Annotated in this window: 19 protein-coding genes; 13 read left to right on the top strand and 6 right to left on the bottom strand. The window is 70.0% G+C overall.

The features are described 5' to 3' along the window. The gene (locus ACN20J_RS01480) at window positions 1-855 is read right to left on the bottom strand and encodes an ABC transporter permease subunit (protein ID WP_419664920.1); all 855 of its coding nucleotides are present in this window, start codon (window positions 853-855) and stop codon (window positions 1-3) included. Further along, window positions 852-1,790: an ABC transporter ATP-binding protein gene (locus tag ACN20J_RS01475; protein ID WP_361922239.1), complete on the bottom strand. Its 939-nt coding sequence runs from the start codon at window positions 1,788-1,790 to the stop codon at window positions 852-854. The genes ACN20J_RS01480 and ACN20J_RS01475 overlap by 4 nt, the downstream gene beginning before the upstream one ends. 419 nt (window positions 1,791-2,209) lie before the next feature. Between ACN20J_RS01475 and ACN20J_RS01470 the strand changes: the two genes are divergently transcribed. After that, window positions 2,210-4,636, top strand: coding sequence for a DHA2 family efflux MFS transporter permease subunit (locus ACN20J_RS01470; protein ID WP_419668810.1), 2,427 nt, complete (start codon window positions 2,210-2,212; stop codon window positions 4,634-4,636). 203 nt (window positions 4,637-4,839) lie between these two features. Here the strand turns inward: ACN20J_RS01470 and ACN20J_RS01465 are convergent, their stop codons facing one another. The 3 genes from ACN20J_RS01465 to ACN20J_RS01455 all read right to left on the bottom strand — a co-directional run bounded on the left by ACN20J_RS01465 (window position 4,840) and on the right by ACN20J_RS01455 (window position 6,934). Next, window positions 4,840-5,814, bottom strand: coding sequence for an Lrp/AsnC family transcriptional regulator (locus ACN20J_RS01465; protein WP_259334209.1), 975 nt, complete (start codon window positions 5,812-5,814; stop codon window positions 4,840-4,842). A gap of 118 nt (window positions 5,815-5,932) precedes the next feature. After that, window positions 5,933-6,388 (bottom strand): MarR family winged helix-turn-helix transcriptional regulator, encoded by a 456-nt coding sequence (locus ACN20J_RS01460; RefSeq protein WP_213089973.1) that lies wholly within the window; start codon window positions 6,386-6,388, stop codon window positions 5,933-5,935. A 90-nt stretch (window positions 6,389-6,478) separates the two neighbouring features. After that, on the bottom strand, window positions 6,479-6,934 hold the full coding sequence (locus ACN20J_RS01455) for a MarR family winged helix-turn-helix transcriptional regulator (protein ID WP_055612980.1): 456 nt from the start codon (window positions 6,932-6,934) through the stop codon (window positions 6,479-6,481). Window positions 6,935-7,006: 72 nt separating this feature from the next. On the opposite strand from ACN20J_RS01455, the gene ACN20J_RS01450 reads away from it, so the two are divergent. The 6 genes from ACN20J_RS01450 to ACN20J_RS01425 all read left to right on the top strand — a co-directional run bounded on the left by ACN20J_RS01450 (window position 7,007) and on the right by ACN20J_RS01425 (window position 14,503). Further along, entirely contained in the window at window positions 7,007-7,798 is a 792-nt protein-coding gene (locus ACN20J_RS01450; RefSeq protein ID WP_419664919.1) for an SDR family NAD(P)-dependent oxidoreductase, read from the top strand. 687 nt (window positions 7,799-8,485) lie between these two features. Beyond that, on the top strand, window positions 8,486-8,788 hold the full coding sequence (locus ACN20J_RS01445; protein WP_419664918.1) for a hypothetical protein: 303 nt from the start codon (window positions 8,486-8,488) through the stop codon (window positions 8,786-8,788). Window positions 8,789-9,019: 231 nt separating this feature from the next. Then, on the top strand, window positions 9,020-10,555 hold the full coding sequence (locus ACN20J_RS01440) for an aldehyde dehydrogenase family protein (protein WP_419664917.1): 1,536 nt from the start codon (window positions 9,020-9,022) through the stop codon (window positions 10,553-10,555). A gap of 196 nt (window positions 10,556-10,751) precedes the next feature. Continuing rightward, entirely contained in the window at window positions 10,752-11,942 is a 1,191-nt protein-coding gene (locus ACN20J_RS01435; RefSeq protein ID WP_419664916.1) for an amidohydrolase family protein, read from the top strand. A gap of 64 nt (window positions 11,943-12,006) precedes the next feature. Further along, a complete protein-coding gene (locus tag ACN20J_RS01430; protein WP_419664915.1) occupies window positions 12,007-12,927 on the top strand; it encodes an NADP-dependent oxidoreductase in 921 nt (306 codons plus the stop codon). A 79-nt stretch (window positions 12,928-13,006) separates the two neighbouring features. Next, on the top strand, window positions 13,007-14,503 hold the full coding sequence (locus ACN20J_RS01425) for an aldehyde dehydrogenase family protein (protein WP_361922226.1): 1,497 nt from the start codon (window positions 13,007-13,009) through the stop codon (window positions 14,501-14,503). A 93-nt stretch (window positions 14,504-14,596) separates the two neighbouring features. On the opposite strand, the gene ACN20J_RS01420 is transcribed toward ACN20J_RS01425, so the two are convergent. Next, window positions 14,597-15,379 carry an IclR family transcriptional regulator gene (locus ACN20J_RS01420; protein WP_419664914.1) on the bottom strand — a complete coding sequence of 261 codons (783 nt, stop codon included), beginning with the start codon at window positions 15,377-15,379 and terminating at the stop codon, window positions 14,597-14,599. 68 nt (window positions 15,380-15,447) lie between these two features. Here ACN20J_RS01420 and ACN20J_RS01415 point away from each other — a divergent pair, with 68 nt between their 5' ends. Genes ACN20J_RS01415 through ACN20J_RS01390 form a run of 6 tightly spaced genes read left to right on the top strand, consistent with a single transcriptional unit; the run spans window position 15,448 to window position 23,399 of the window. Further along, a complete protein-coding gene (locus ACN20J_RS01415) occupies window positions 15,448-16,575 on the top strand; it encodes a cupin domain-containing protein (RefSeq protein ID WP_419664913.1) in 1,128 nt (375 codons plus the stop codon). Next, window positions 16,572-17,402 carry a fumarylacetoacetate hydrolase family protein gene (locus tag ACN20J_RS01410; protein WP_419664912.1) on the top strand — a complete coding sequence of 277 codons (831 nt, stop codon included), beginning with the start codon at window positions 16,572-16,574 and terminating at the stop codon, window positions 17,400-17,402. Before ACN20J_RS01415 ends, ACN20J_RS01410 begins: the two co-directional genes overlap by 4 nt. Then, on the top strand, window positions 17,399-18,121 hold the full coding sequence (locus ACN20J_RS01405) for a maleylpyruvate isomerase family mycothiol-dependent enzyme (RefSeq protein WP_419664911.1): 723 nt from the start codon (window positions 17,399-17,401) through the stop codon (window positions 18,119-18,121). The genes ACN20J_RS01410 and ACN20J_RS01405 overlap by 4 nt, the downstream gene beginning before the upstream one ends. 16 nt (window positions 18,122-18,137) lie before the next feature. Then, on the top strand, window positions 18,138-19,691 hold the full coding sequence (locus tag ACN20J_RS01400; protein WP_419664910.1) for an FAD-dependent monooxygenase: 1,554 nt from the start codon (window positions 18,138-18,140) through the stop codon (window positions 19,689-19,691). A gap of 5 nt (window positions 19,692-19,696) precedes the next feature. Beyond that, window positions 19,697-21,748 carry an acetate--CoA ligase family protein gene (locus ACN20J_RS01395; RefSeq protein WP_419668809.1) on the top strand — a complete coding sequence of 684 codons (2,052 nt, stop codon included), beginning with the start codon at window positions 19,697-19,699 and terminating at the stop codon, window positions 21,746-21,748. After that, window positions 21,741-23,399 carry a (2,3-dihydroxybenzoyl)adenylate synthase gene (locus ACN20J_RS01390; protein ID WP_419664909.1) on the top strand — a complete coding sequence of 553 codons (1,659 nt, stop codon included), beginning with the start codon at window positions 21,741-21,743 and terminating at the stop codon, window positions 23,397-23,399. The genes ACN20J_RS01395 and ACN20J_RS01390 overlap by 8 nt, the downstream gene beginning before the upstream one ends. The last annotated feature ends 101 nt before the right edge of the window (window positions 23,400-23,500 follow it).

The raw sequence follows: 23,500 nt of genomic DNA, 5'->3' as shown, positions 1-23,500 counted from the left end.
TCACGCGTCGCGTCGCTTGAACAGTACGGCCGCGCCGGCCAGGAGCACGACGATGTAGCCGGCGAACACCATCAGCCCGGAACCGGGTGACAGCGAGTCACTGGCCGTCCTCACCGTCATGACCGCGTTCGCCGCGTTCGACGGCAGATACGGGCCGATGGCGTCGTTCCAGCTGCTCGGCAGCAGCTGGATCAGGCCGGGCACCACGAACAGTGCGCCCACCACGAGGGTGATCGCTCCGGCGGTGTTGCGGAGCAGGACGCCGACCGCCAGTCCGATCAGCCCGGCACCGGTGAGGTAGACCGCCGCGCCGATCAGCGCTCGGAACACGCCTGGATCGGAGAGCGAGGTGGTGTCCAGACCCCGGGAGGACATGACCGACTGACCGGCCAGGAAGGCCCCCAGGACCGCGACGAGCATGAGCGCGAAGCTCACCACGGCGAAGACGGTCACCTTGCCCCACAGCACCGGCAGGCGTGAGGGGACCGCGGCCAGCGTGGCGCGGATGGATCCGGTGGCGTATTCGCCGGCGCTCATCAGCACCCCGAGCACCGCGACGGCCAGCGCGGCGAGCATCACCCCGCCCAGGCTGATCGACGTCGGGTCACCGAAATCATCCTCTCCCGGGCCGTCTCCCGAACCGACCACACTGCTGAACAACAGCCCGAAGCCGATGACCAGGGCCACGGTGATAGCCAGCGTGTAGAGAGTCGAGCGCAGCGACCGCAGCTTGATCCATTCCATGTGGACGACCCGTGGAAAGGTGACCTGCTGACCGCCCGCGTGCCGACCGGCGGTCTCGGTCGTCTTCCGTGAGTCCTGTGCGTCCTGGGTGTCGAGGGCGGCGGTGCTCATCGGTTCGTCCTTCCGGCGGTGGCGAACTCGGCGGTGGTGGCGTGGTATTCGACGGAGTCGCGGGTCAGCTCCATGAACGCCTCCTCCAGCGACGCCTCCTGAACGAACAACTCGTGCAGCACCAGCCCGGCGGCTGCGGCACGTTCACCGATCTCGGAGGCCTCCAGCCCCTGGACGTCCAGCACGCCGGGCCGGCTGCTGCTGACCGAGACGCCGTCCCCCAGCAGAAGGTCACGCAGGGACGCGGCCTGCGGTGACTGCACCCGCACGCTCCGGCCGGCGGACTGGGCGATGAAGTCGGCGAGCGGGCCCGCGGACAGCAGCCGGCCGCGCCCGATCACGATGAGGTCCTCGGCGATCAACGCCATCTCGGTCATCAGGTGGGAGGAGACGAAGACGGTCCGTCCCTGGTCCGCGAGGTCTTTGAGGAGGTTGCGGATCCACAGCACGCCTTCGGGGTCGAGGCCGTTCACCGGCTCGTCCAGCATGACGATGTGCGGGTCGCCGAGCAGGGCCGAGGCGATGCCCAGCCGCTGCCCCATACCCAGCGAGAAGCCGCCCGCCCGCTTGCGGGCCACCTCCGTCAGGCCGACCATGTCGATCACTTCCAGCACCCGCTGCTTGCCGATGCCGTTGCTCGCGGCCAGCGCGAGCAGGTGGTTGTACGCCGAGCGTCCAGGGTGGATCGCCTTCGCCTCCAGCAGTGCCCCGATCTCCTGCAGCGGGGCCTTGTGCTGCTCGTAGGGGCGGCCGTTGACGCGGACGGTTCCGGACGACGGCCGGTCCAGCCCCATGACCATCCGCATCGTCGTCGACTTGCCCGCCCCATTGGGCCCGAGAAATCCGGTCACCACACCAGGGCGCACGGTGAAGCTCAGCGCGTCGACCGCGAGCTTGTCCCCGTACCTCTTACTGAGGTTGTTCACCTCGATCACAATCCACCTCCGGGTTGCTACAGGCCTCAAGGCTCGTTCAACGGGGTCCGTCTTTGCGTCGCCCTACGGCGGTCACTGCCTGTACCACGACCGCGGTACGCGGCTGTCGGCAGCAGCGACCTAGGAGTGACGCTCGTCGTCGGCCACTGTGATCGAAATTCCTGGAAGGGCCGGAGCCAGGGCGAACGCTTGCCCGCGCTGCGTTCCAAAGCCGTCGGCTCGTCGGAAATCCCTCGCAAGGCCGCTCCGGATGTCGGTTTTCCGGGTTCTGGCGGCTGTGGCTGGCTCGGGAGGCAGGAGTGGCCGGAAGGTGTCGACGTGTCAGCAGAGTGCGGCCCCGCCGCGCCACAAGGGAGAGTTTTGTGAACGTCGCGCCATCGGTGAACGAGCCACGAGAACGGCAGGTGGCCACACTGGTCATGGCCTGTCTCGGGATGTTCGTCGCCTATCTGCCGGTGACCACCGTCTCGGTGAGCCTGCCCACCATCCAGAGCGCGTTGCACGCGTCGACCTCCCAACTGACCTGGGTCTCGTCCGCGTTCCAGCTCCCCATGGCCGCTTTCATCCTGACCGCCGGGGTCTTCGGAGACGTACACGGCCGCAAGAAGGTGTACCTGACAGGCCTCGCGCTGGCAGGCGCGGGAGCCGTGATCGCACTGTCGGCGCAGTCGATCGAGGTTCTGTGGGTCGGTCAGGCGTGCGCCGGTCTGGGCGCGGCCGCGTTGCTGCCGTCGACGCTGGCGCTGATCAGTCATGCCGTTCCCGACCCGCGCAAACGTGGCACGTTCGTCGGGCTCTGGGCGGCGTCTCTCATGGCCGCGCTGGCTGTCGGCCCCTTGATCGCCGGTGTGATTCTCGACCACACCACCTGGCGCTGGATCTTCCTGCCGGCCATACCGGTGGCGGCCATCACCCTGGCGGTCGCGGCGCCCCTGGTGAAGGACTCCCGCGCGCCCGGTGAGCGTCGGCTGGACTGGCCCGGCCAGATCACCGCGGCGGTGACGATCAGCGCGCTGGTCTACGGCGTCATCGAGGGCGGTGCCGCGTCGTTCACCGAGGGTCGGGTGATCGCGGCCCTGTCACTGGCCGTGGTCGGCGCCATCGCCTTCGTCCTGGTCGAGCTGCGCAGCGCCGGCCCGATGCTCGACCTGTCGCTCTTCCGTAGCGCGGCCTTCAGCGCTACGGCCCTGATCGCCATGATCACCTTCCTGGGGCTGATCGGTTTCTTCTTCGTCCTCAGTCTCTACCTCGGCATGGTGCAGCGCCTCGACACCCTGCATGCGGGCTACCGGCTGCTGGTCGTCAGCGTGATGTCCCTGGTCGTGGGAGCACTGGCGGGCCGCCTCATGCACCGGATCCCGCCCCGATTCATGATCACGACCGGCCTGCTGATCACCGCGGGGTCGCTGTTCTCCCTGACCGCGATCGATGCCGGGACCGGCTTCGGCCCGCTGGCCTGGCGGCTGGCCCTTCTCGGTCTCGGTCTGGGCCTGGTGATCACCCCGATGACCGCGACGGCGGTCGCGGCGGTGCCGCACCACCTGGCCGGTATGGCGGCGGCGGGCAACAACGCTTTCCGGCAGGTCGGCGGCGTGCTCGGCCCGGCCGTGCTGGGTACCCTGCTGACGACGAAGAGCGCCGACACCCTACCCGGCCACCTGCGCGACGTCGGCCTCACCGGGCCGATGGCCCACCGGATCACCGACGCCGTGGACGCGGGAGGTCTGGGAGCGGCGGCCCGGGTGAACCTCGGCCAGGACACCGGCCGGGCCATGGGCGCGTTGGGTGAGGCCTTCCTTGACGGCCTCTACCTGTGCCTGATCGTGGCCGCATGTCTGGCCCTGGTCGCCGCACTCGTCGGCGCGGTACTGCTGCGGACTCCACAGCACACCATGACACCTGTTGCCAGCTCTGCGGATCATGCGGCACCCGAGGACGCCGGGCCTTCCGTCGAGTCCGAGTTCGTGCCGGAGCCGGTGCTGGTCGGTGCCCATGCTCGGGGGCGGCCGGGCGAGCCCGGGAAGCGGCCGGGCGCGGTCGGTTCCGCAAACGGTGGCGACACGTTCGTCTCTGACGATGTACGGGGTCCTGCCCTGTACGGCCGGGTGCTCGAGACGGGAGGGGACGCCGTCGAGGGAGCCACGCTGACGCTGATCTCACTGGGCGGGCGACAGCTGGGCCGGGCCGTGGCACATCCCGGAGGGGGCTACCGTCTGGACGCACCGAGCGCGGGATCGTACGTGCTGATCGCGTCGGCCCAGGGCCACCAACCGCAGGCGTCCAGTGTGGTGGTGGGGGAGGAGCCGCTGTCGCACGATGTCCTGCTGCCCGCGAGCAGCGGGTTGGCCGGCACGGTGGTCACTGCCGGGGACGGGGCGCCCGTGCAGGGTGCGACGGTGGCGGTGACGGACGCGCGGGGAGAGGCACTGGCCGCCGAAACGACCGACGCGGCAGGTGCGTTCGCGTTCGGAGAGCTGCCGCAGGGCGATGTCACGGTGATCGTGAACGCGGCGGGATTCCGGCCCGCCGCTCTCCCGGTGCGGGTGTTCGGCCCTCGACTCGCCCGTCTGGACGTGGCGTTGTGGCCGGGGGCGGTACTTCGTGGCACCGTGCTGGCGGGCGCCGATCGCCGGCCGCTGACCGACGCGCGGGTCACGCTCGTGGACAAGGCGGGCAACGTGATCGGCACGGCGACCACCGGGGCCGACGGTGGCTATGCCTTCGCCGACCTGGACGCGGGCGACTACTCGGTGATCGCAGGCGGCTATCCGCCGGTTGCCGCGCCGATAGTCGTGGACGGGCCGGGACGTGAGCTCGACCTGGAACTGACTCATCCGCAGAGCTGAGTCGGCCGCCTGACCAGCGGGCCCTTCCGAGAGGCAGGGCCGCAGAACGTACCGGACCGGGTCGCAGCGAGGGCATGGAGCGGCCGGTACCGGTATGGGGCGCGTCCGTGGGGACGGGAAGGCGCCCGCGCGTGGTCCGGGACCCGTACTCCCGCGGGTCCCGGACCACGACACGCCGACCTCTGCGCGATCGCGTGCCGGGGTCAGCGGTTCGGTTCGTAGGTGAGTTGCTTGATCTGGCGCAGGATGAGCGCCGACTCCACCGCTTGGATGCCGCTGAGGGCACCGATCTTCTCGCTCAGGTAGGTGTACAGGTCGTCGGGGCTCCGGAAGTGGACCGTGGCGACGATGTTGGCCTGGCCCGTGGTGGCGGACGCGAAGTGCACCTCAGGGTGTGCGGCGAGGCTGCGGCCGACCTCGGCGAGCGCGTGGGGTGCCACGGTGAGCCAGAGCATGGCGCCGACGTCCTGCCCGAGAGGCCCGTGGTCGTACTGCACGTCGAAGTACAGCACGCCGGTGGAGAGCAGGGTTTCGAGGCGCCGTTTGACCGCGGACTCCGACTGGTCGGTGGCCTTCTGCAGGTCGGTGAGGGTGGCCCGGCCGTCGCGGCGGACCGTCGCGAGGAGCGCCTTGTCGGCCGCGTCCAGAGTGACGGGTGCATCCGGCGACACCGGAGGCGGCAGTCGCAGAGCGGCTTCCTGGTCGGGGGTGAGCGCGTTGGACTTGTTCAGCCGGCCGAGTGGGCCGCCGTAGAAGGAGTGCAGCAGGCAGTGGGCGGTCACCGTGACGATCTGCCGGGTGCGCTGGAGCCGGTCGAAGAGCAGCTCGTCCCGCTCTTTCCGGCTGCGTGGTTTCATGCCGCAGACGACCTCGGTGCCACCGGAGATGAGATTCACGTAGAGCGTGTCCGGGCGCTTGGCGAGTGCGTCCGCGAGCTGTTCCGCCACATCCGGGGTGCAGTGCATGCGTACGAGCCAGCTCTGGCGGCCGAGGCGGTTCTCGTCCGTCATGCCGAGCACCCGCACGTTGACGGTGCTGCGCAGCCGTCGGTACCGCCGGGCGACGGTCTGGTCGGAGACACCGAGGACGGCGGCGATACGGCTGAACGGGGCGCGCCCGTCGAGCTGCAGCGCTTGCATGATCTGGAGGTCGAGGGAATCGAGTGTGGGGGCGCCCACCGGTTCTCCTTCGGTCAGGGGCGGAACACGCCGCTGGAAGCGCGGAACAGCACGGGCGGTGATCGGCGCGCTCGGTGCAGCCGGGCACGGGCCCGCTTCCCCTCCGGAAGGGGACCGGTCAAGGCGCCCGGACCGCGTCAGCCACCTCATCGAGGAGTGCCCTCAGCTGCGAGGTCTTCTCGGGACCGAGCTTCTCGGCGATCTGCTGTTCGATCTCCACGATCACGGCATCGGCATCACGCAGGACCTCGCGGCCGGCGTCGGTGAGGTGCAGCTCCTGCACGTGGCGGTGGCGCGGGTGCGGTCGGCGTTCCAGGTGGCCACGTTCTTCCAGGCGGGCCACCTGGGAGGCCACTGCCTGCGGGGTGACGTTCAGGCGGCGGGCCAGTTCCGCGCCGGTCAGACCGGGATCGGAATGGATGTTGATCAACAGGGTGTACTGCGCGGCCGCGAGCCCCAGCGGTCGCAGCCGCTGGTCCTTCCAGGCCTGGGCAGCCCACTCCGCCCGCCGCATCGCCCAGGTCACCCGGTCCAGTGCGTCGGCAGCGATCAGCCGGTCATCATCGTGTCTCACGCCGCGAGAATACGACACCTGGGCATATGTCAAACGCCTGATCACAGCCAACGACCTGACCATTGGTCCTTCTTGAGTGCCTGCCGCGGCTCAGTCCTCGCGAACCGTCTCGGCCACCCGGTCGAGCAGCCCTCGCAGTTGGGCGCTCTCCTGCGGGCCGAGACCGCCGGTGATCTGCAGCTCGATGCCGGCGATCACTTTGTCGGCCGCGCGCAGGACCTCGCGCCCGGCATCGGTGAGGTGCAGCTCCTGCACATGCCGGTGGCGCGGGTGCTCGCGTCTCTCCAGCTGCCCGCGGCTCTCCAGCCGCGCCACCAGTGAGGCGACGGCCTGCGGGGTGACGTTGAGGCGACGGGCCAGTTCTGCACCGGTCAGGCCAGGGTCGGAGTGCACCGACATCAGGAGGGTGTAGTGCGAGGCCGCCAGGCCCAGCGGGCGCAGCCGCTGCTCCTTGAGTGCCTGTACAGCCAGTTCCGCGCGGCGCAACGCCCAGGTCACCCGGTCAAGAGCGTTGGGCTCGACGAGCTCCTCATTGTTTCGTATCACCGGAGAAGGATATGACACTTCACGACCATCAAGCGTTTGACAGTGCTCCAGTGTTTGAATAACACTGACTCTATGACTCGTACCATCGCTTTGATCACTGGCGCCTCCTCCGGCATCGGCGCCGCGTACGCCCGGCTCCTGGCCGACGACCACGACCTCGTCCTGGTGGCGCGACGCGCCGACCGGCTCGCCGACCTCGCCGAGGAACTCCGCACCCATGGGGCAGCCGTCGAGGTGCTGCCCGCCGACCTCATGACCCACGACGGGATCACCGCTGTCACCGACCGCCTGGCCGCCGGGGATGTACGCACGCTGATCAGCAACGCCGGCGCCGGCGGCTACGCCCCGCTCACCGACGTCGAGTCGGCCGACATCGACCGCCTGCTCACCCTCAACGCCGTCGCGCCCGTGCGGCTGGTGCACGCCGCACTTCCCGGGATGCTCGCGGCAGGCGAAGGCGCCATCGTCACCGTCGCCTCGCTTCTCGCCTTCAGTGCGGGTTTCACGGATGCGCGAGCGCCCCGGCGCACCCTGTACGTCGCCGCGAAGGCCGCCACCTTGGGTTTCACCCGCACCCTCGCCAGCGAACTCGCCGACACCCCGCTCCGCGTCCAGGTGCTGTGCCCCGGCGTGGTGGCAACGGAGTGGAACAGTGGCGCCGGTCACAACATCCCCTGGGCGATGACGCCCGAGGATGTGGCGTCGGCCAGCCTGACCGGGCTGCGCCTGGGGGAGACCGTCTGCGCCCCCGGTCTGGAGGGTCAGGACGCCGCCCTGGATGCCCTGCTCGCCGCGGAGGCCGCTTTCGTCTCGGGCGGCAACCAGCCGGCACTCGCGGCTCGCTACGCGGCTCCGCGCGCTTAGGGCAGCCATGGCCGGTGGGCAGGTGATCGCTTCCTGCCTGCCCGGCGAGACTACTCAACTCTTGGCTCTAATTCATGAGAGGGGAACGGCAGATTTCCCGCCCTTGTCCTGAGTGTTGACTGGATCAATACCTCATAACTAACTTGGCTCCAGTTCAAGAGCGGCTGCGTGAACCGCTCACACGCTGATGGTCAGCTGGCCTCTCCGAAGCCGCCGCTGACCGCAGGAGTTGGTCAGTCATGAGCAGCCCAGCAACCGCGCCGCCCGACACCCAGGACGACTTCGGCGTTCTGCGCGAGGTGGAAAGCAGGGTGCTCCGGCTGTCATCGGCGATCACCCACCACGCGAACCGCGTCCGCGTGAACTCCTCGGGACTCAAGGTGTGGAACGCGCCCTGGAGCCTTGGCCGTTCGGTATCTACGCCGGCGGACGGTCCCTTCTGGTCGGTACGCCTTCCGGGGTCTCGCTGGTGCCGGAAGGCGGTGCGCACCAGTCGATCGAGGCCCCGGCCATCGGCCTGGAGCGGCCCGGCTGCGTCACCTGTGAACCGGCGTTCGCTCTCGACGCCGATCGGGCTGCTCGCCGGCATGGCACGGCTCGGCAGGCCGGACGGCAGCTCCGCGTACGTACGGCAGCTCCGCGTACGTACGGCTGTCGACGCGGCCGATCAATCAGACGTCGGCCGCGGTGCCCGATGCCCCTGCCGCACGGGAGCGTCGTCGACGCCAGGTCGTCGCGGGGGAGTATCCCCTGCTGCGCACCGACGGCGCCAAGGTCACCATCGCCGCGATGGACGCGGTGGCGCTGGCGGCCCCTGATCGTCTGGCGCGGGTCGGGGTCCCGGCGGAGGTGGTGTGTGTCACCAGCCCCGATCTCCTGTACCGGGCGGTGCGGGCGAGGCAGGGCCACGAGCAGGCCGAGTCCTGGGTACTGGATCAGGTCTTCCCGGCCGGGCGCGCCACAGCATCGTCCGTGTTGCTCTCGACCTGACCGACTGAATGTCAAGTGTCTTACTGGTTATCAAACGCTTGACACTAGTCAGTGGGTTGATAATCTAGTACTTGCCAAGGCCCTCGGGCCATCGCACAAGTCATTCACGTCGGCGCGCGCCCGCTGTCACACGGCGGCCCTTCATCGCGCCGAACACAGCGTCCGTCATCTGCCCATCACCCTCGGGGTGCTGCTCGGGCGCAGGCGGTCGTAAGAAAGTGGGAGAGACCCGTGACCAACAACACTCCAACGATCACGCGTGACGGAGTCATCGGACAGGACGGGAGCGAGGTGGTCACCGTCGATCAGGCCACCGGGGCGGAGTTCGCCCGGTACCCCGTGGCCGGCAAGAAGGAGGCGGCCGCGGCCGTCGCTGCCGCCCGCTCGGCCGCCGGGCCCTGGTGGGACCTGGGATTCGAGGGCCGTGCCGAGCAACTGCGCGCGTGGCGGCGGGAGATGGCCATCAGCGGCGAGGAGGGAGTCGCTCTCATCCACGCCGAGAACGGCAAGCCTCTGGACGAAGCCCGTGTGGAGGTGCTCGGGATTCTGGAGCACGTGCAGTACGCCGTCGAGAACGCCGAGCGCGTGCTGGGGCGTCGGGACGTCCCGGACAGTCCCACCGTGCCCAACCAGCGCGCGTGGGTCGAATACCAGCCCTACGGCGTCGTCGGTGTCATCGGCCCGTGGAACTTCCCCCTGCTCACGCCGGGCGCCATCCTCATCGAGGCGATCGCGGCCGGAAACGCCGCCATCCTCAAGCCCAGCCAGATCACGCCCGGCATCGGGGAGTGGCTCGTCCGGACCTGGCAGCGCGCGGTCCCCGACTTCCCGGACGTCCTCCAGTGCCTCAACGGGTTCGGGGCCACGGGCCAAGCACTCATCGAGTCCGGCCTGAACAAGCTCGCGTTCACCGGCAGCGTCGCCACCGGCAAGACCGTGGCCGCCCAGTGCGCGCAGACCCTGACCCCCGTTCTGCTGGAACTCGGCGGAAAGGACGGTGTCATCGTGGCCGAGGACGCCGACCTGGACGAAGCGGCCAGGCACATCGTCTGGGGCGCCATGCAGAACACCGGACACGGCTGCATCAGCCTCGAAGTGGCCTACGTCGTCGAGTCGGTGCACGACGCGTTCGTCGAGAAGATCAGCGACCTTGCCAAGCAGGTACGCGCCGGCAGCGACGACGCCGCGGAGATCGGCCCTGTTCCCCTGCCCACCCAGATCCCGATCATCCGGGAGCACATCCGGGACGCTCTCGACCGCGGCGCGACAGCCACTGTCGGCGGCCTCGACGCGGTGGGGGAGCGCTATGTCACCCCCACCGTCCTCGTCGGCGTGAGCCCCGACGCGCTGGCGGTGACCGAGGAGACGTTCGGGCCCACGCTCGCCGTCGTCAAGGTCACCGATACCGAGGAGGCCATCGCCCACGTCAACGGCGGCCGCTACGGACTGGGCAGCGCCGTCTTCAGCCGCGACCGCGGAGAGGACATCGCCCGTCGGCTCCGCGTCGGAATGACCAGCATCAACGACGCCCTGGTCTTCTCCATCAACCCCGCGGTGCCCTTCGGCGGTCGCGGCGACAGCGGTTACGGGCGCAAGCAGGGCGAGGAAGGACTCCGGGAGTTCGCCTACCCGCACTCCTTCACCGCCAAGACCGGCCCCGCCCAGTTCTCGGCCACCACCTTCGGCAGGCCCGCGGGCGCGATGGCGGGAGCCCTCGCCGGCGTGCGCAACAGGATCCTGGCCGAGAGCGCCGAGAAGACTGACTGACCAGCTCGCCAACTGACGGGCGGAGACGAACGGTTCGGGCGGAGCCCGGTCCGGCATCCACCGCGTCACGACCGGTCATTGACCGGCTCGGCGGGCCATCGGACCGCTCCGGGGGAAACGACGCGCACCTTCGCGGAGCGCGACAGCGATCGGCACGTCCCGACAATCACCGCGCCACCAATGAGGGAGAGCGGACATGTCCAACGAACGTCCCGTCCAAGCCGTGACTCCGCCCGCCGAGCCCCCGACTACGGCCACCCGGCGAAGATTCATCGCCGCGACCGCCGCTGCCGGAGGAGCCGCCGTGGTCGGCGGTCTGGCCGCGGGTCAACCCGCTCTCGCCGCCGAGGCGGCGCCCGGCGGCCGTGCCGCCACGGCGGTCGGCGGCTCGAAGGACGATCGGAACGCCAAGAAGGAGAAGAAGATGCGCATCGTGGCCGTGGAAGAGGCGTTCTCCATTCCTGGAGCCATCAGGCAGGAGGCAGCGATCCGCCAGCGCATGGACGTGCCGGAGGCGATCAAGCAGGAGTGGTTCCGGCGCCTGGACGATCTGACCGAACTGCGCCTGGCGGACATGGACGCCAACGGCGTCGATGTTCAGGTCCTCTCGTACTCCACGCCGGGTCTGGAAGTGATCGAGGACCCGGCGGAGGCGGTGGCTGTCGCGCGGCGGGTCAACGACCATCTGGCCAAGGTGGTCGCCGCACACCCGAAACGGTTCGCGGGCTTCGCGGTCCTTCCGCTGCAGGACCCCAAGGCCGCGGTCGTGGAGCTGCGCCGGGCGGTGAAGGAACTCGGGCTCAAGGGCGTGCTGTACAACGACCACGTCCGGGGGCACTACCTGGACGAACCGCGGTTCAGGCCGGTATGGGCCGAACTGGAGCGCCTCGGCGTGACGCTGTATCTGCATCCGGCTGTCATCCCGGCCGACAACTGGCGCGTCTTCGACGGCTATCCCGTGCTGGTCGGGCCGTCCTGGGGTTGGACCGCGACGGTGGGTGCCCATGCGCTCCGGCTGATTTACGGCGGCGTGTTCGACGAGTTCCCGCGCGCCTCGGTGACGTTGGGGCACATGGGCGAGCTGCTGCCGTTCCAGATGGCCCGGCTCGACAGCCGCTACCCCCAAGTGCCTGTTGAGCAGAGGGTGGATCACCTGCCCTCGTACTACTTGCGGAAGAACGTGTACGTGACCACCAGCGGAGTCATGTCGCATGCCGCGCTGCTGGGAGCCGTTCATGCCGTCGGTGTCGACCGGGTGCTGTTCTCCATCGACTACCCGTTCGAGTCGAGCGCCGAGGCGGTGGGGTTCCTGCGTTCCGCGCCGTACGCGCCGGCCGACCTGGCACGCATCGCGCACGGTAATGCCGACCGTCTTCTGGGGCTGTGAACGACCGACAGCCCGCACGTAGTCCCGCTTTCTCTTCACCCGCGGTGCGATCAGAGGAGCCACGATGCCGAAAGCAGTGCGATTCGCGGAGTACGGGGACATCGACGTACTGAACGTGGTCGACGTGGAACGGCCCGAGCCCGGTGAACGCCAGGTACTCGTCAAGGTGGTGGCCGCCGGGATCAATCCGGGCGAGGCCGTGATCCGGCAGGGGTTCTTCCACGACATGTTTCCGGCGACGTTCCCGTCTGGCCAGGGCAGCGACCTCGCCGGGACCGTCGAGGAACTCGGCGCGGGAGTCACCGGATTCGCCGTCGGTGACGAGGTGATCGCCTTCACCGACAACCGGGCCAGCCACGCCGAGTACGTGATCGTGGAGGAGGACCACCTCAGCCCCCGACCGGCGGGCGTCCCGTGGGAGCAGGCAGGCGCGCTCTTCGTCGCCGGCACCACGGCGTACGCGGCGGTACACGCCGTCAAGGTCGAGCGTGGCGAGACCGTCGTCGTCTCCGGGGCCGCCGGCGGGGTGGGTTCTCTCGTCGTCCAACTCGCGCGGCACGCCGGGGCCACCGTCATCGGACTGGCGAGCGAGCCCCACCACGCATGGCTCACCCGGCACGGAGCGATCCCGCTGACCTACGGAGAGGGCGTCGACGAGCGCATCCGCGCCGCGGTCGACGGCACGATCGACGCCTTCATCGACACTTTCGGCGCTCCCTACATCGAACTGGCGCTGGAACTCGGCGTACCTGGTGAACGGATCAACACGATCATCGACTTCCCGGGCGCGGCGAAGCATGGCACCAAGGCAGAGGGCAGCGCGGCGGCGGCAAGGGCCGAGGTGCTGCGGGAACTTGCCTCGCTGATCGCCGACGGTGAGCTGGAAATCCCCGTCGCCCGCGTCTACCCGCTCGACGAAGTCCGCGACGCCTTCCTCGAACTGGAACGCCGGCACACGAACGGAAAGATCGTTCTCAGGCCCTGAGAGGCCGTCATACACCGACGGCTGCCGCATGGGCGAGCGAGTCGTCACACCGAAGCAAACCCCTGAGCGGAGCAGGACCATGGCAATATCGTCACAACCCGAAGGTGCGATCCGCACCCGGTGGTCGTCCGAGGACGCCGCCGATCAGTTCACCGTCGACAACCCCGCGACCGGTGCGACGCTGGCCGTCGTGCAGGGCGCCGGCGACAAGGAAGTCGACCGGGCCGTACAGACGGCCTACGACGCGCATTTCTCCTGGAAGGCCCGCACCGCCCGCGAGCGCGGAAGCTGGCTGCGGAAGATCGCCCAGGCGGTGCGCGAGCACGCCGACGAGATCGCGGCCCTGGAGTGCAGCGACAACGGCAAGCCCCTGACCCAGGCGCGCAATATGGACGTGAACGCGGCCATCGGGATCTTCGAATACTTCGCGAGCCTGTGCGACTCCATGCCCGGCCAGGTCAACGACGGCGGAAGCCTGCTGGACATCACGGTGCTCGAACCCTATGGCGTCATCGCCGCGATCGTGCCGTTCAACTGGCCGCCGATTCACACCGCCAGCAAGCTGGCCCCGGCGCTGGCCGTCGGCAACTCGGTGGTGATCAAGCCGCCGGAGCAGGCCCCGCTGTCGGCCATGCGCATGGTGGAGATCATCCAGTCCGTCCTGCCCGACGACGTGGTGCACATCATTCCCGGCACCGGCTCGATCGGATCGCAGCTCGCCGGGCACCCGCTCGTCGGCAAGATCTCCTTCACCGGGTCGCCCACCACCGGCGTCTCGGTCATCAAGACCGCGGCCGACAACCTGACCCCGACCCTGATGGAGCTCGGCGGCAAGGACCCGTTCATCATCTTCGAGGACGCGGACCTCGACCTCGCGCTGCCGTGGGCCATCGAGGGCGGCCTCTTCAACCAGGGCGAGGCCTGCACCTCGGCATCCCGCGTCCTGGTACACGCCGACATCTACGACGACGTCGCGCGCCGCTACGGCAACGCGGTGAAGCGGCTGCGCGTCGGCAACGGTGTCGACCCCGGCACGCACATCGGACCGATGGTGTCCGCCGCCCAGCGCAAGCGGGTGCTGGACTACATCGACATCGGCGTCAAGGAGGGTGCCACGATCGCGGCGCAGGCTCCGCTCCCCGACAACCCCGAGCTGGCAGGCGGCTTCTACGTCGCGCCGACGTTGTTCACCGGTGTTCGACCGGACATGCGCATCGCGCAGGAGGAGATCTTCGGCCCGGTCATCTCGATGATCCCCTTCCGCGACGAGGACGAGGCCGTCAGGATCGCCAACGGCACCGACTTCGGCCTGGTCGCCGCGGTGTTCACACCGGACTCCGAACGCGCGCTGCGGGTCAGCCGCGCCCTGCACACCGGGTTCGTATTCGTGAACAACTACAACCGGAATTTCACGGGCGCGCCGTTCGGTGGTGTGGGTGCGAGCGGCTTCGGCCGCGAAACCGCGGCGGAAACCCTGCGCGAGTACGGCTACAGCAAGAACATCCGCCTGGTCTCCGGCAGGGGCGAGATCCCGCGCTGGGCGCCGTCCCTCGAGGTGACTGGACCGGACAAGTGAAACCCGGCCTGCGAGGCGGCGTAACCGCCTCGCAGGTACGGCGTACAGCGACCAATACGGCACCCATGGGCCGACGGTGCCGCACGCCGCCGTTCACAGTCCCTGACCGATGTCCTGCACGGTCGCGAGCAGTGGTCGGGACAGTTCCGTGAGCCGTGCGCGGGTGCAGCGGACGGACGGAGCCGCCACGGCCACGGCGGCCACGGCGGTCCCCGTGCGGTCACGCACGCAGGCGCCGACGGCGAGGACTCCGCGCTCGCTCTCCTGCAGATTGAGGGCGTAGCCGTGGCGGCGCACGGACACCAGTTCGTGCATCAGGCTCTCGAAGTCCCTGGGAGTTTTTGCCCGGTCCCCGGGGAGTCCGTTGGGGTAGAGGGCCCGGAGCCGGTCCGCCGGCAGGGCCGCGAGTATGGCCTTTCCGCCCGAGGCCACATGCGCGGGCAGCAGCGTGCCGGTGCGGTAGCTGACCCGCAGCGCCTGGGGTCCCTCCACGCCGTCCAGGAAGCGGGCTCCGTTGCCCTCGAGCACCATCAGGTGGGTCGTCTCACCCACGGCGTCCGCCAGCCGTCGCAGGTGGGGTTGCGCGATGGTGATCAGGTCCGGGGGAGGCGCCGCATGGCTTCCCCTGATCGCCTGCAGGGCCGGCCCGGGCCGGTACACCTTGTGGCGGTCCTGCGCCGCGAATCCCTCGAAGACGAGCATCGCGAGGATCCGGTGAGCGGTCGAACGCGCGACGCCCAGCCGGTCCGCGACGTCCATCACCCGAAGCTCGTCGAGCTCGTGCAGCAGCCGGACGACGCGCAGGGCGTTGCCGGCGGCGCTCACCGGATACGAGGGGCTGGGCGAACGGTCCGCCGAATTCTCTGAATTCTCCACAGAGGAATCCTACCCTTCAAGGATTCCGGTGAGGGGAAACGGCCGCGTAGCGTCAGGAACAGCGCGGAATGAAGCGCGCTTCTTCTGGCGGTCGCCAGACACACGACGTGGAGGTTTCCGTGACCGACACCACCAGTGAACAGACCGAGCACAAGCTGCTCGACGAGCTGTACGCGGACTTTAAGGACGCGGGCCTGATCCCGCTGTGGACCCAGGTGGACGACCTCATGCCGATGTCGCCGCAGCCCGCCGCGGTCCCGCACCTGTGGCGGTGGGCAGAGCTGCTGCCCATCGCACAGCGCTCCGGAGAACTCGTACCGGTGGGGCGTGGCGGCGAGCGCCGCGCCATGGCCCTGTCCAACCCCGGCCTGCCGGGCCGTCCTTACGCGACTGCGACCCTGTGGACCGCGATCCAGTACCTGGGCCCGCGCGAGGTCGCCCCCTCGCACCGCCACAGCCAGGGAGCCTTCCGGTTCGTGGTCGAGGGCGAGGGTGTGTGGACCAACGTCGACGGGGACGCGGTGGCGATGCGGCGGGGTGACCTGCTGCTCACGCCGAGCTGGGCCTTCCACGAGCACCAGAACGTCACCGACGAGCCGATGGCCTGGCTCGACGGCCTCGACATCCCGCTCGTCTCCCAACTGGACGCGGGCTTCTTCGAGTTCGGACCCGACGAACTCTCCACCCGTGAAACCCCCGAGCGCTCGCGCGGCGAGCGACTGTGGGGCCACCCCGGACTGCGCCCGATCGGGCAGCTCGACCAGCCCAACTCCCCGCTGGGCGCCTACCGCTGGGAGCACACCGACGCCGCCCTGACCGCACAACTCGAGCTGGAGAACGAAGGCGTACCAGGCGTGCTGGAGCCCGGACACGCCGGAGTGCGCTTCTCCAACCCCACCACCGGCAAGGACGCCCTGGTCACGATGCGCACCGAGATGCGCCGACTGCGGGCCGGTACGCAGACCGTCCCGGTGCGCACGGTCGGCTCCGCGGTCTGGCAGGTGTTCGACGGCGAGGCGGTCGCCCATGTCGGCGACAAGGTCTTCGAGATAGCCAAGGGCGACCTGTTCGTCGTCCCGTCCTGGTGCGAGGTCTCGCTGTCCGCCCGCACCCAGGTCGACCTGTTCCGGTTCAGCGACGAGCCCGTCTACGAGGCCCTGGGCCTCGCCCGTACCGCCCGAGGAGAACACAAGTGAAGCTCGCCACCATCCGCGTCAACAGCACGACTCGCGCCGTCCGCGTCGACGAGAACAAGGCAGTGGACCTGGGCGAGAGCGACCTGGTGGCCTTCCTGCGCCACGGCGACTGGACCGCGCGTGCCGCGAACGCCGACGGTGAGACGTACGAAGGCGCCCTGGACTACGCGCCGGTGGTCGTCGCTCCGGAGAAGGTCGTGTGCGTCGGCCTCAACTACCGCACCCACATTCTGGAGATGGGCCGCGAACTCCCCTCGCACCCCACGCTGTTCAACAAGTACGCGCGGGCGCTGGTCGGTGCGTACGACGACGTGACCCTGCCCGCCGCGTCCGAGCAGGTGGACTGGGAGGCCGAGCTCGGCGTCGTCATCGGGGCCGAGGTCCGGCACGCCGACCGGGAGCAGGCACGGGCCGCGATCGCCGGGTACACCGTGCTGAACGACGTCACCGCCCGCGACTGGCAGTACCGCACCACCCAGTGGGACCAGGGCAAGACCTTCGAGGACACCACCCCCATCGGGCCGTGGCTGGTGACCGCCGACGACCCCGCGGTCGCCGCTCAGGGCCTGAGCCTGACCTGTGAGGTCGACGGCGACACGGTCCAGAAGGCCGACACCGGTGACCTCGTCTTCGACCCCGCGACGCTGGTCGCGTACCTGTCCGAGATCATCACGCTGGTGCCCGGCGACGTGATCGCCACCGGCACTCCCGGCGGCGTCGGCCATGCCCGCAAGCCCGCCCGCTATCTGCAGGACGGTACGCGCCTCGTCACCCGGATCGAGGGCATCGGCGAGTGCCGCAACACCTGCCGCCGGGAGACGCGGTGAGTGCACGCCCGGACCCGATGCTGGAGTGGGTCGCCAAGGGCACGGCGGCCTTCGAAGCCGCCGTGGACTGGCTGACCGACTCGGGCATCACCAGGCCGTCGTACCTGCCTGGCTGGAGCCGGGCCCACGTCGTCGCCCACGTCGCCCGCAACGCCGACGCACTGGTCAACCTGCTGACCTGGGCGCGTACGGGTGTCGAGACGCCCATGTACGCAAGTCCCCACCAGCGTACGAACGAGATCGAGGATGGCGCCCGCCAACCGGCCGGCGCCCTGCGCGCCGACCTCCTCGCGGCCGACGGACGACTGGCCGAGGAACTCGCCGGTCTGCCGGACCAGTGCTGGGGTGCGACCGTGCGGACGGCACGGGGACGCGAAGTGCCCGCCACGATGGTGCCGTGGATGCGGGTGCGGGAAGTCTGGGTCCACACCGTCGACCTGGACATCACCACCTTCGACGACATCCCGCACGAAGTGTGTGCGGCGCTCGTCGACGATGTGGCCACCGCCTTCCTGACCCACCCGGACTGTCCCCCCGTCGAGCTGCGGACCCAGGACGACGCCCGCAGCTGGCTCCTGGGCGTGCCCGGCGGCGCGGAGCCGGTCGTGGTGAGCGGTGCCCTTCCCAGCCTGGCCGCCTACTCGACCGGACGCCCCGTGCCCGGCCCCCTCCATCCCGCCGGCGGGGCATCCCTGCCGAAGCTGCCCGCGTGGTTGTGACAGCGAAGGAAAGACGATGAAAGTTGCCTGCATCGGCGCAGGTCCTGGAGGACTGTTCTTCGCCACACTGCTCAGGCGGAGCCTGCCCGGCGCCGAGGTCGTGGTCTTCGAACGCAACCGTCCCGACGACACGTTCGGCTTCGGAGTGGTCTTTTCCGACGCCACACTCGACGCCATCGACAACGCCGACCCCGTCCTCAGCGAGGCGTTGGACAAGCACGGCCGGCACTGGGACGACATCGAGGTCCGCGTACACGGCGCACGGGAGCGGGTCGGAGGCATGGGCATGGCGGCCGTGGCCCGCAAAACGCTGCTCGGCCTGTTGCAGGAGAGGGCTCGCGCCGAGGGCGTGTCGACGCGCTTCCAGTACGAGGTCCGCGACCCCGCCGAACTGGACGACTTCGATCTGGTCGTCGTGTGCGACGGCGCCAACAGCCGCTTCCGCACCCTGTTCGCCGACGACTTCGGGCCGACCGCCGAGGTGGCCACCGCCAAGTTCATCTGGTTCGGCACCCCGTACATGTTCGACGGGCTCACCTTCGTCCACCAGGACGGCCCCCACGGTGTCTTCGCCGCCCACGCCTATCCCATCAGCGACTCGCTGAGCACCTTCATCGTCGAGACCGACGCCGACTCCTGGGCCAGGGCCGGACTCGACGCCTTCGATCCCTCGACCCCGCCGGGCACGAGCGACGAGAAGACCAAGAGCTACCTGGAAGACCTGTTCCGCGAGCAGATCGACGGGCACCCACTGGTCGGCAACAACTCCCGCTGGGCCAACTTCGCCACTCGCAGGGCCCGTTCATGGCGACGGGGAAAGTGGGTGCTCCTCGGCGACGCGGCGCACACCGCGCACTTCTCCGTCGGGTCCGGCACCAAGATGGCCATGGAGGACGCGGTCGCGCTGGCCGAGGCTCTGGGGGAGGCGCCGCACAGCGTGCCGGAGGCACTCGAGATCTACGAGACGCGCCGCCGCCCCAAGGTCGAGAAGATCCAGAACTCGGCTCGGCCCAGCCTCTCGTGGTGGGAGCACTTCGGCCGCTATGTCCGTTCGTTCGACGAGCCGACGCAGTTCGCCTTCCACTTCCTCACCCGCAGCATCCCGCGCGGCAAACTGGCCGTGCGCGACGCGGCGTACGCGGACCGCGTCGACGGATGGTGGCGACAGCGCCACGAGGCAGTGCCCCTGGAGACACCCTTCCGTGGGGGGCCGTTTAGGCTTCCGTCGCGCCGGGTGACAGCCGGGGACGACCTTCTGACCGGGACCGACGGCACTGACATCCCGATGGTCCCGTTCAGCGGTCAGTCGTCGTGCGCGGGTGTGTGGATCGACGCCCCGGACACCGAAGAGGGGTTGCCGCTCGCCCTCGACCAGGTGCGCGAGACGGCAGAGGCGGGCGCCCCGCTCGTCGGCATACGCGGAGGTACGACGCTGACCCGGGTACTGGTCGCGGAGGAGGCCCGACTCGCGCACGGCCTGCCCGCCGCGGTCATCGGCGGGTACGACGACGACAGCGCGACCACACTCCTGCTGTCCGGCCGGGCCGACCTCGTCGGAGGCACCAAGTGACCGCCATGGATGCACTGTTCGCGCCCCGTGCCATCGCCGTGCTCGGTGCGTCGGCCACGCCCGGAAAGCTCGGCTCGGCGATGACCGACTCCCTCGCCTCGTTCCCCGGACCGGTGATGAAGGTCAACGCCGGCCGACCGGATCCCGGCCAGGGCTTCTTCCCGACCGTCGCCGAGGCCGCCGAGGCCTATGGCATTGCACCGGACCTGGTGGTGTCCTGCATCCCGGCCGCCGCCACCGCCGGGGCCGTCCGAGCCGCGGCGGCCGCCGGCGCTCGCGCCGCCCTGGTGTGCGCCGGCGGTTTCGCCGAAGCCGGCGGCGACGGTGCGCTGCAGCAACAGGCGTTGGCCGACGTGGTGCGGGACACCGGCATCCGTGTCCTCGGACCCAACACCTCAGGCTTCCTCGCCCCCCACCGACGACTGACGGCCAGCTTCGTCCCGGGCGTGGCCGACCTGGAACCGGGCCCGGTGGCGGTCGTGGCCGCCAGCGGCGGCGTGAACCACGCGCTGGCCTTCGCCCTGGCCGAGGCAGGCGTCGGCCTGCGCCTCGGGGTCGGGCTGGGCAACAGCCTGGACGTCACCCAGGCCGACGTCCTGGGCCACCTTGCCGAGGACGACGCCGTACGGGCCGTCGCCCTGCACGTGGAGACCGCCGCGGAAGGCCGCCGCCTCACCGAGGCCGTACGCCGCCTGACCGGTCATGTCCCCGTCGTGGCCCTGGTCGTGGGCCGCAGCGACATCGGCGACTTCGCCCGCTCCCACACCGGCGCCCTGGCCACCTCCTGGCGTGTGACACGGACGGCCCTGCGCCAGGCCGGAGCCGTCCTCGTGGACGACGAACGCGACCTCGTCGACGCCGTCACAGCCCTCAGCCGTGTACGGCTCCCGGCCAACCCACGTCCAGGCATCGGCCTGGTCACCGCACAGGCCGGACCCGGCCTGCTGCTCACCGACGACCTGCGCTCCCACGGCATCCAGGTTCCGCCACTGGTCGAACGGACGGTGAAGGAACTGCGCGAGCTGCTCCCCGCCCTCACCTACCTCAACAATCCCGTCGACACCGGCCGCCCCTCGCCCGCGCTCACGCAGGTCGTGGAGCGGGTCTCGGAGGATCCCGGCATCGACGTCACCGCTGTCTACGGGCTGCTGGAACCCACGGCCGTCGACCTTTCGGCCGCGCTGGCCGCCGCCCGCACGGCCACCCCGCTCGTCGCCGTCGTCGGCGGACCCGAGGAACAGGCGCGGCAGACCCGCCGACAACTCGGCGAAGCCGGCATCCCCTGCGCGGCCACACCGGCCTCCGGAGCGGCCATGGTCCGCGCGCTCGTCGAGGACGCGGCGGCCCGCGCCCGCCTGGAGGCCGGCGTCATTACCGCACCGGGTGCACCCGCGCTGCCCCTGTCCGGCCCTGTCGACGAGCACACCGCCAAGGAAGTCCTCGCGGACCTGGGCATGCGTACGCCTGTGCGACGGGTGTGCGCCGACCCTGCCGCGGCGCACGCGGCACTCGATGAGCTCGGCGGACCGGTCGTCGTGAAGATCCTCGACGCGGAGATCCTGCACAAGACGGAGGTCGGCGGGGTCCAGATCGGCATCCGCACGCACGAGGAGCTCGACGACGCGCTCGCCCGCATGCCCGCAAGCCCCGCACTCCTGGTCGAGCAGATGGCCCCCACGGGCCCCGAACTCATCGTCGGCGTACGCCGCGACCCGGTCTTCGGCCCCGTGCTGGCTTTGGGCGCCGGAGGGACGGCGGCCGAAATCCTCGGAGACGTCTCACTGCGCCTCGCGCCCCTGCCTACGCACGAGGCCCACGCGATGCTCGACGAACTCGCCACCCGCGACATGTTCCTCGGCGCGCGCGGCGCCACCCCGGTCGACCGCGCGCGACTCACTCACGTGCTGCTCGCCCTCTCCTCGCTCGCCGCCGACAACGCCGTGGCCGAGTGCGAGATCAACCCCCTGCGCGTTCTGCCCGACGGCGATGTCGTCGCGCTCGACGCCGTACTGCTGCTGCGTGACCCCCGGGATCAAGGAGGATCCGACGATGCGTGAGGGATTCGTCCCCTGGCCCAAGGAAGCGTCCGACCGCTACCGCGAGGCCGGGTACTGGCGTGGCAGGCCGCTCGGCTCGTACCTCCACGAATGGGCCGGGACCTATGGCGACGCGGTGGCCGTCGTGGACGGCGACACACGCCTGACCTACCGTCAACTCGTCCACCGCGCCGACGGATTGGCGTGCCGTCTGCTGGACTCCGGCCTCCGACCTGGTGACTCGATGCTCGTCCAGCTGCCCAACGGCTGGGAGTTCGTCACGCTCACCCTGGCCTGTCTGCGAGCCGGCATCGCCCCCGTGATGGCGATGCCCGCGCACCGCGGCCACGAACTGCGCTACCTGGCAGCCCATGCCGAGGTCACCTCGATCGCCGTACCGGACCGGCTGGGCGACTTCGATCACCAGGCACTGGGGCGGGAGGTCGCCGAAGCCACGCCGAGCGTACGGCTGCTGCTCGTCGCGGGTGGCACGGTCGACACCGATGCCACGGATCTGCGCGCCCTGGCCGACCCGGCCGACGACCCGGCCGCCGCACGGGCCCGGCTCGACGACATCGCCCCGGACAGCGGCGACATCGCCGTCTTCCTGCTCTCCGGCGGTACGACCGGACTGCCGAAGCTCATCACCCGCACTCACGACGACTACGAGTACAACGCGCGGCGCAGCGCCGAGGTGTGTGGCCTCGACTCCGACACGGTCTACTTGGTGGCCCTGCCCGCCGGGCACAACTTTCCCCTGGCCTGCCCCGGGATCCTGGGCACCCTCATGAACGGTGGCCGTGTGGTGCTGGCCCGCACTCCGGACCCCGCCAAGGTCCTGCCGCTGATGGCCGCCGAGGGTGTGACGGCCACCGCCGCCGTGCCGGCCGTCGTCCAGCGCTGGATCGACGCCGTGTCCTCCGGCCGCCACGCCGCCCCGCCCGCGCTGCGGCTCCTGCAGGTCGGTGGCGCCCGCCTCGCCCCGGAGGTCGCCCGCCGCGCCGAACCGGTGCTCGGCGGCACGCTCCAGCAGGTCTTCGGCATGGCGGAGGGGCTGCTGAACTACACGCGCCCCGACGACCCCGACGACATCAAGATCGAAACCCAGGGGCGCCCCATGTGCCCGGACGACGAAATCCTGCTCGTCGACGCTTCCGACAATCCCGTGCCCCCCGGAAGCATGGGCGCCCTCCTCACCCGTGGCCCGTACACCCCATGCGGCTACTACGGGGCCGACGAGCACAACGCCCGTGCATTCACCTCCGACGGCTGGTACCGCACCGGCGACATCGTCCGGCTGCACCCTTCGGGCAACCTCGTCGTCGAAGGACGCGACAAGGACCTCATCAACCGGGGCGGCGAGAAGATATCCGCCGAAGAGGTCGAGAACCTCATCTACCGCCTGCCTGGTGTCGCCCGCGTCGCCGCCGTCGCGAAGCCCGACCCGGACCTGGGTGAGCGGGTGTGCGTGGTGGTGGTCCTCGAACCGGGCACCGACCTGACCCTCGAATCGGTCCGCGCCGCCCTCACCACGATGCAGGTGGCCCGCTACAAACTCCCCGAGGACCTGCTGCTCTTGGACGAACTTCCGCTGACGAAGGTCGGCAAGATCGACAAGAAGCGCCTGCGGGAAGTTGTCCGTGGCAAGGCAGACTCCGTGGAGGCGGTGTGACAGTGTCCGCCGCCGCGGAGGACGGGCGGACGACTTTGCGGTGATGCTGCCGCTTCCGCTGGTCGTCCGGCGGCCCAGGGGCTATACGTCGCCACGCGTCG

Origin of the sequence: Streptomyces sp. 2-1 (genome assembly GCF_048564895.1) — a bacterium.
Lineage (GTDB): Bacteria > Actinomycetota > Actinomycetes > Streptomycetales > Streptomycetaceae > Streptomyces > Streptomyces phaeochromogenes.
Note: the sequence above shows the minus strand (reverse complement) of the source record. Positions and strands in the feature narration are given on the sequence as shown.

Excerpts from the sequence above, each read along its gene's own strand:
- ACN20J_RS01480 (WP_419664920.1), bottom strand. The coding sequence starts at position 855 with ATGAGCACCGCCGCCCTCGACACCCAGGACGCACAGGACTCACGGAAG.
- ACN20J_RS01435 (WP_419664916.1), top strand. The coding sequence starts at position 10,752 with ATGTCCAACGAACGTCCCGTCCAAGCCGTGACTCCGCCCGCCGAGCCC.
- ACN20J_RS01390 (WP_419664909.1), top strand. The coding sequence starts at position 21,741 with ATGCGTGAGGGATTCGTCCCCTGGCCCAAGGAAGCGTCCGACCGCTAC.
- ACN20J_RS01430 (WP_419664915.1), top strand. The coding sequence starts at position 12,007 with ATGCCGAAAGCAGTGCGATTCGCGGAGTACGGGGACATCGACGTACTG.
- ACN20J_RS01400 (WP_419664910.1), top strand. The coding sequence starts at position 18,138 with ATGAAAGTTGCCTGCATCGGCGCAGGTCCTGGAGGACTGTTCTTCGCC.
- ACN20J_RS01425 (WP_361922226.1), top strand. The coding sequence starts at position 13,007 with ATGGCAATATCGTCACAACCCGAAGGTGCGATCCGCACCCGGTGGTCG.
- ACN20J_RS01450 (WP_419664919.1), top strand. The coding sequence starts at position 7,007 with ATGACTCGTACCATCGCTTTGATCACTGGCGCCTCCTCCGGCATCGGC.
- ACN20J_RS01470 (WP_419668810.1), top strand. The coding sequence starts at position 2,210 with ATGGCCTGTCTCGGGATGTTCGTCGCCTATCTGCCGGTGACCACCGTC.
- ACN20J_RS01395 (WP_419668809.1), top strand. The coding sequence starts at position 19,697 with ATGGATGCACTGTTCGCGCCCCGTGCCATCGCCGTGCTCGGTGCGTCG.
- ACN20J_RS01415 (WP_419664913.1), top strand. The coding sequence starts at position 15,448 with ATGAAGCGCGCTTCTTCTGGCGGTCGCCAGACACACGACGTGGAGGTT.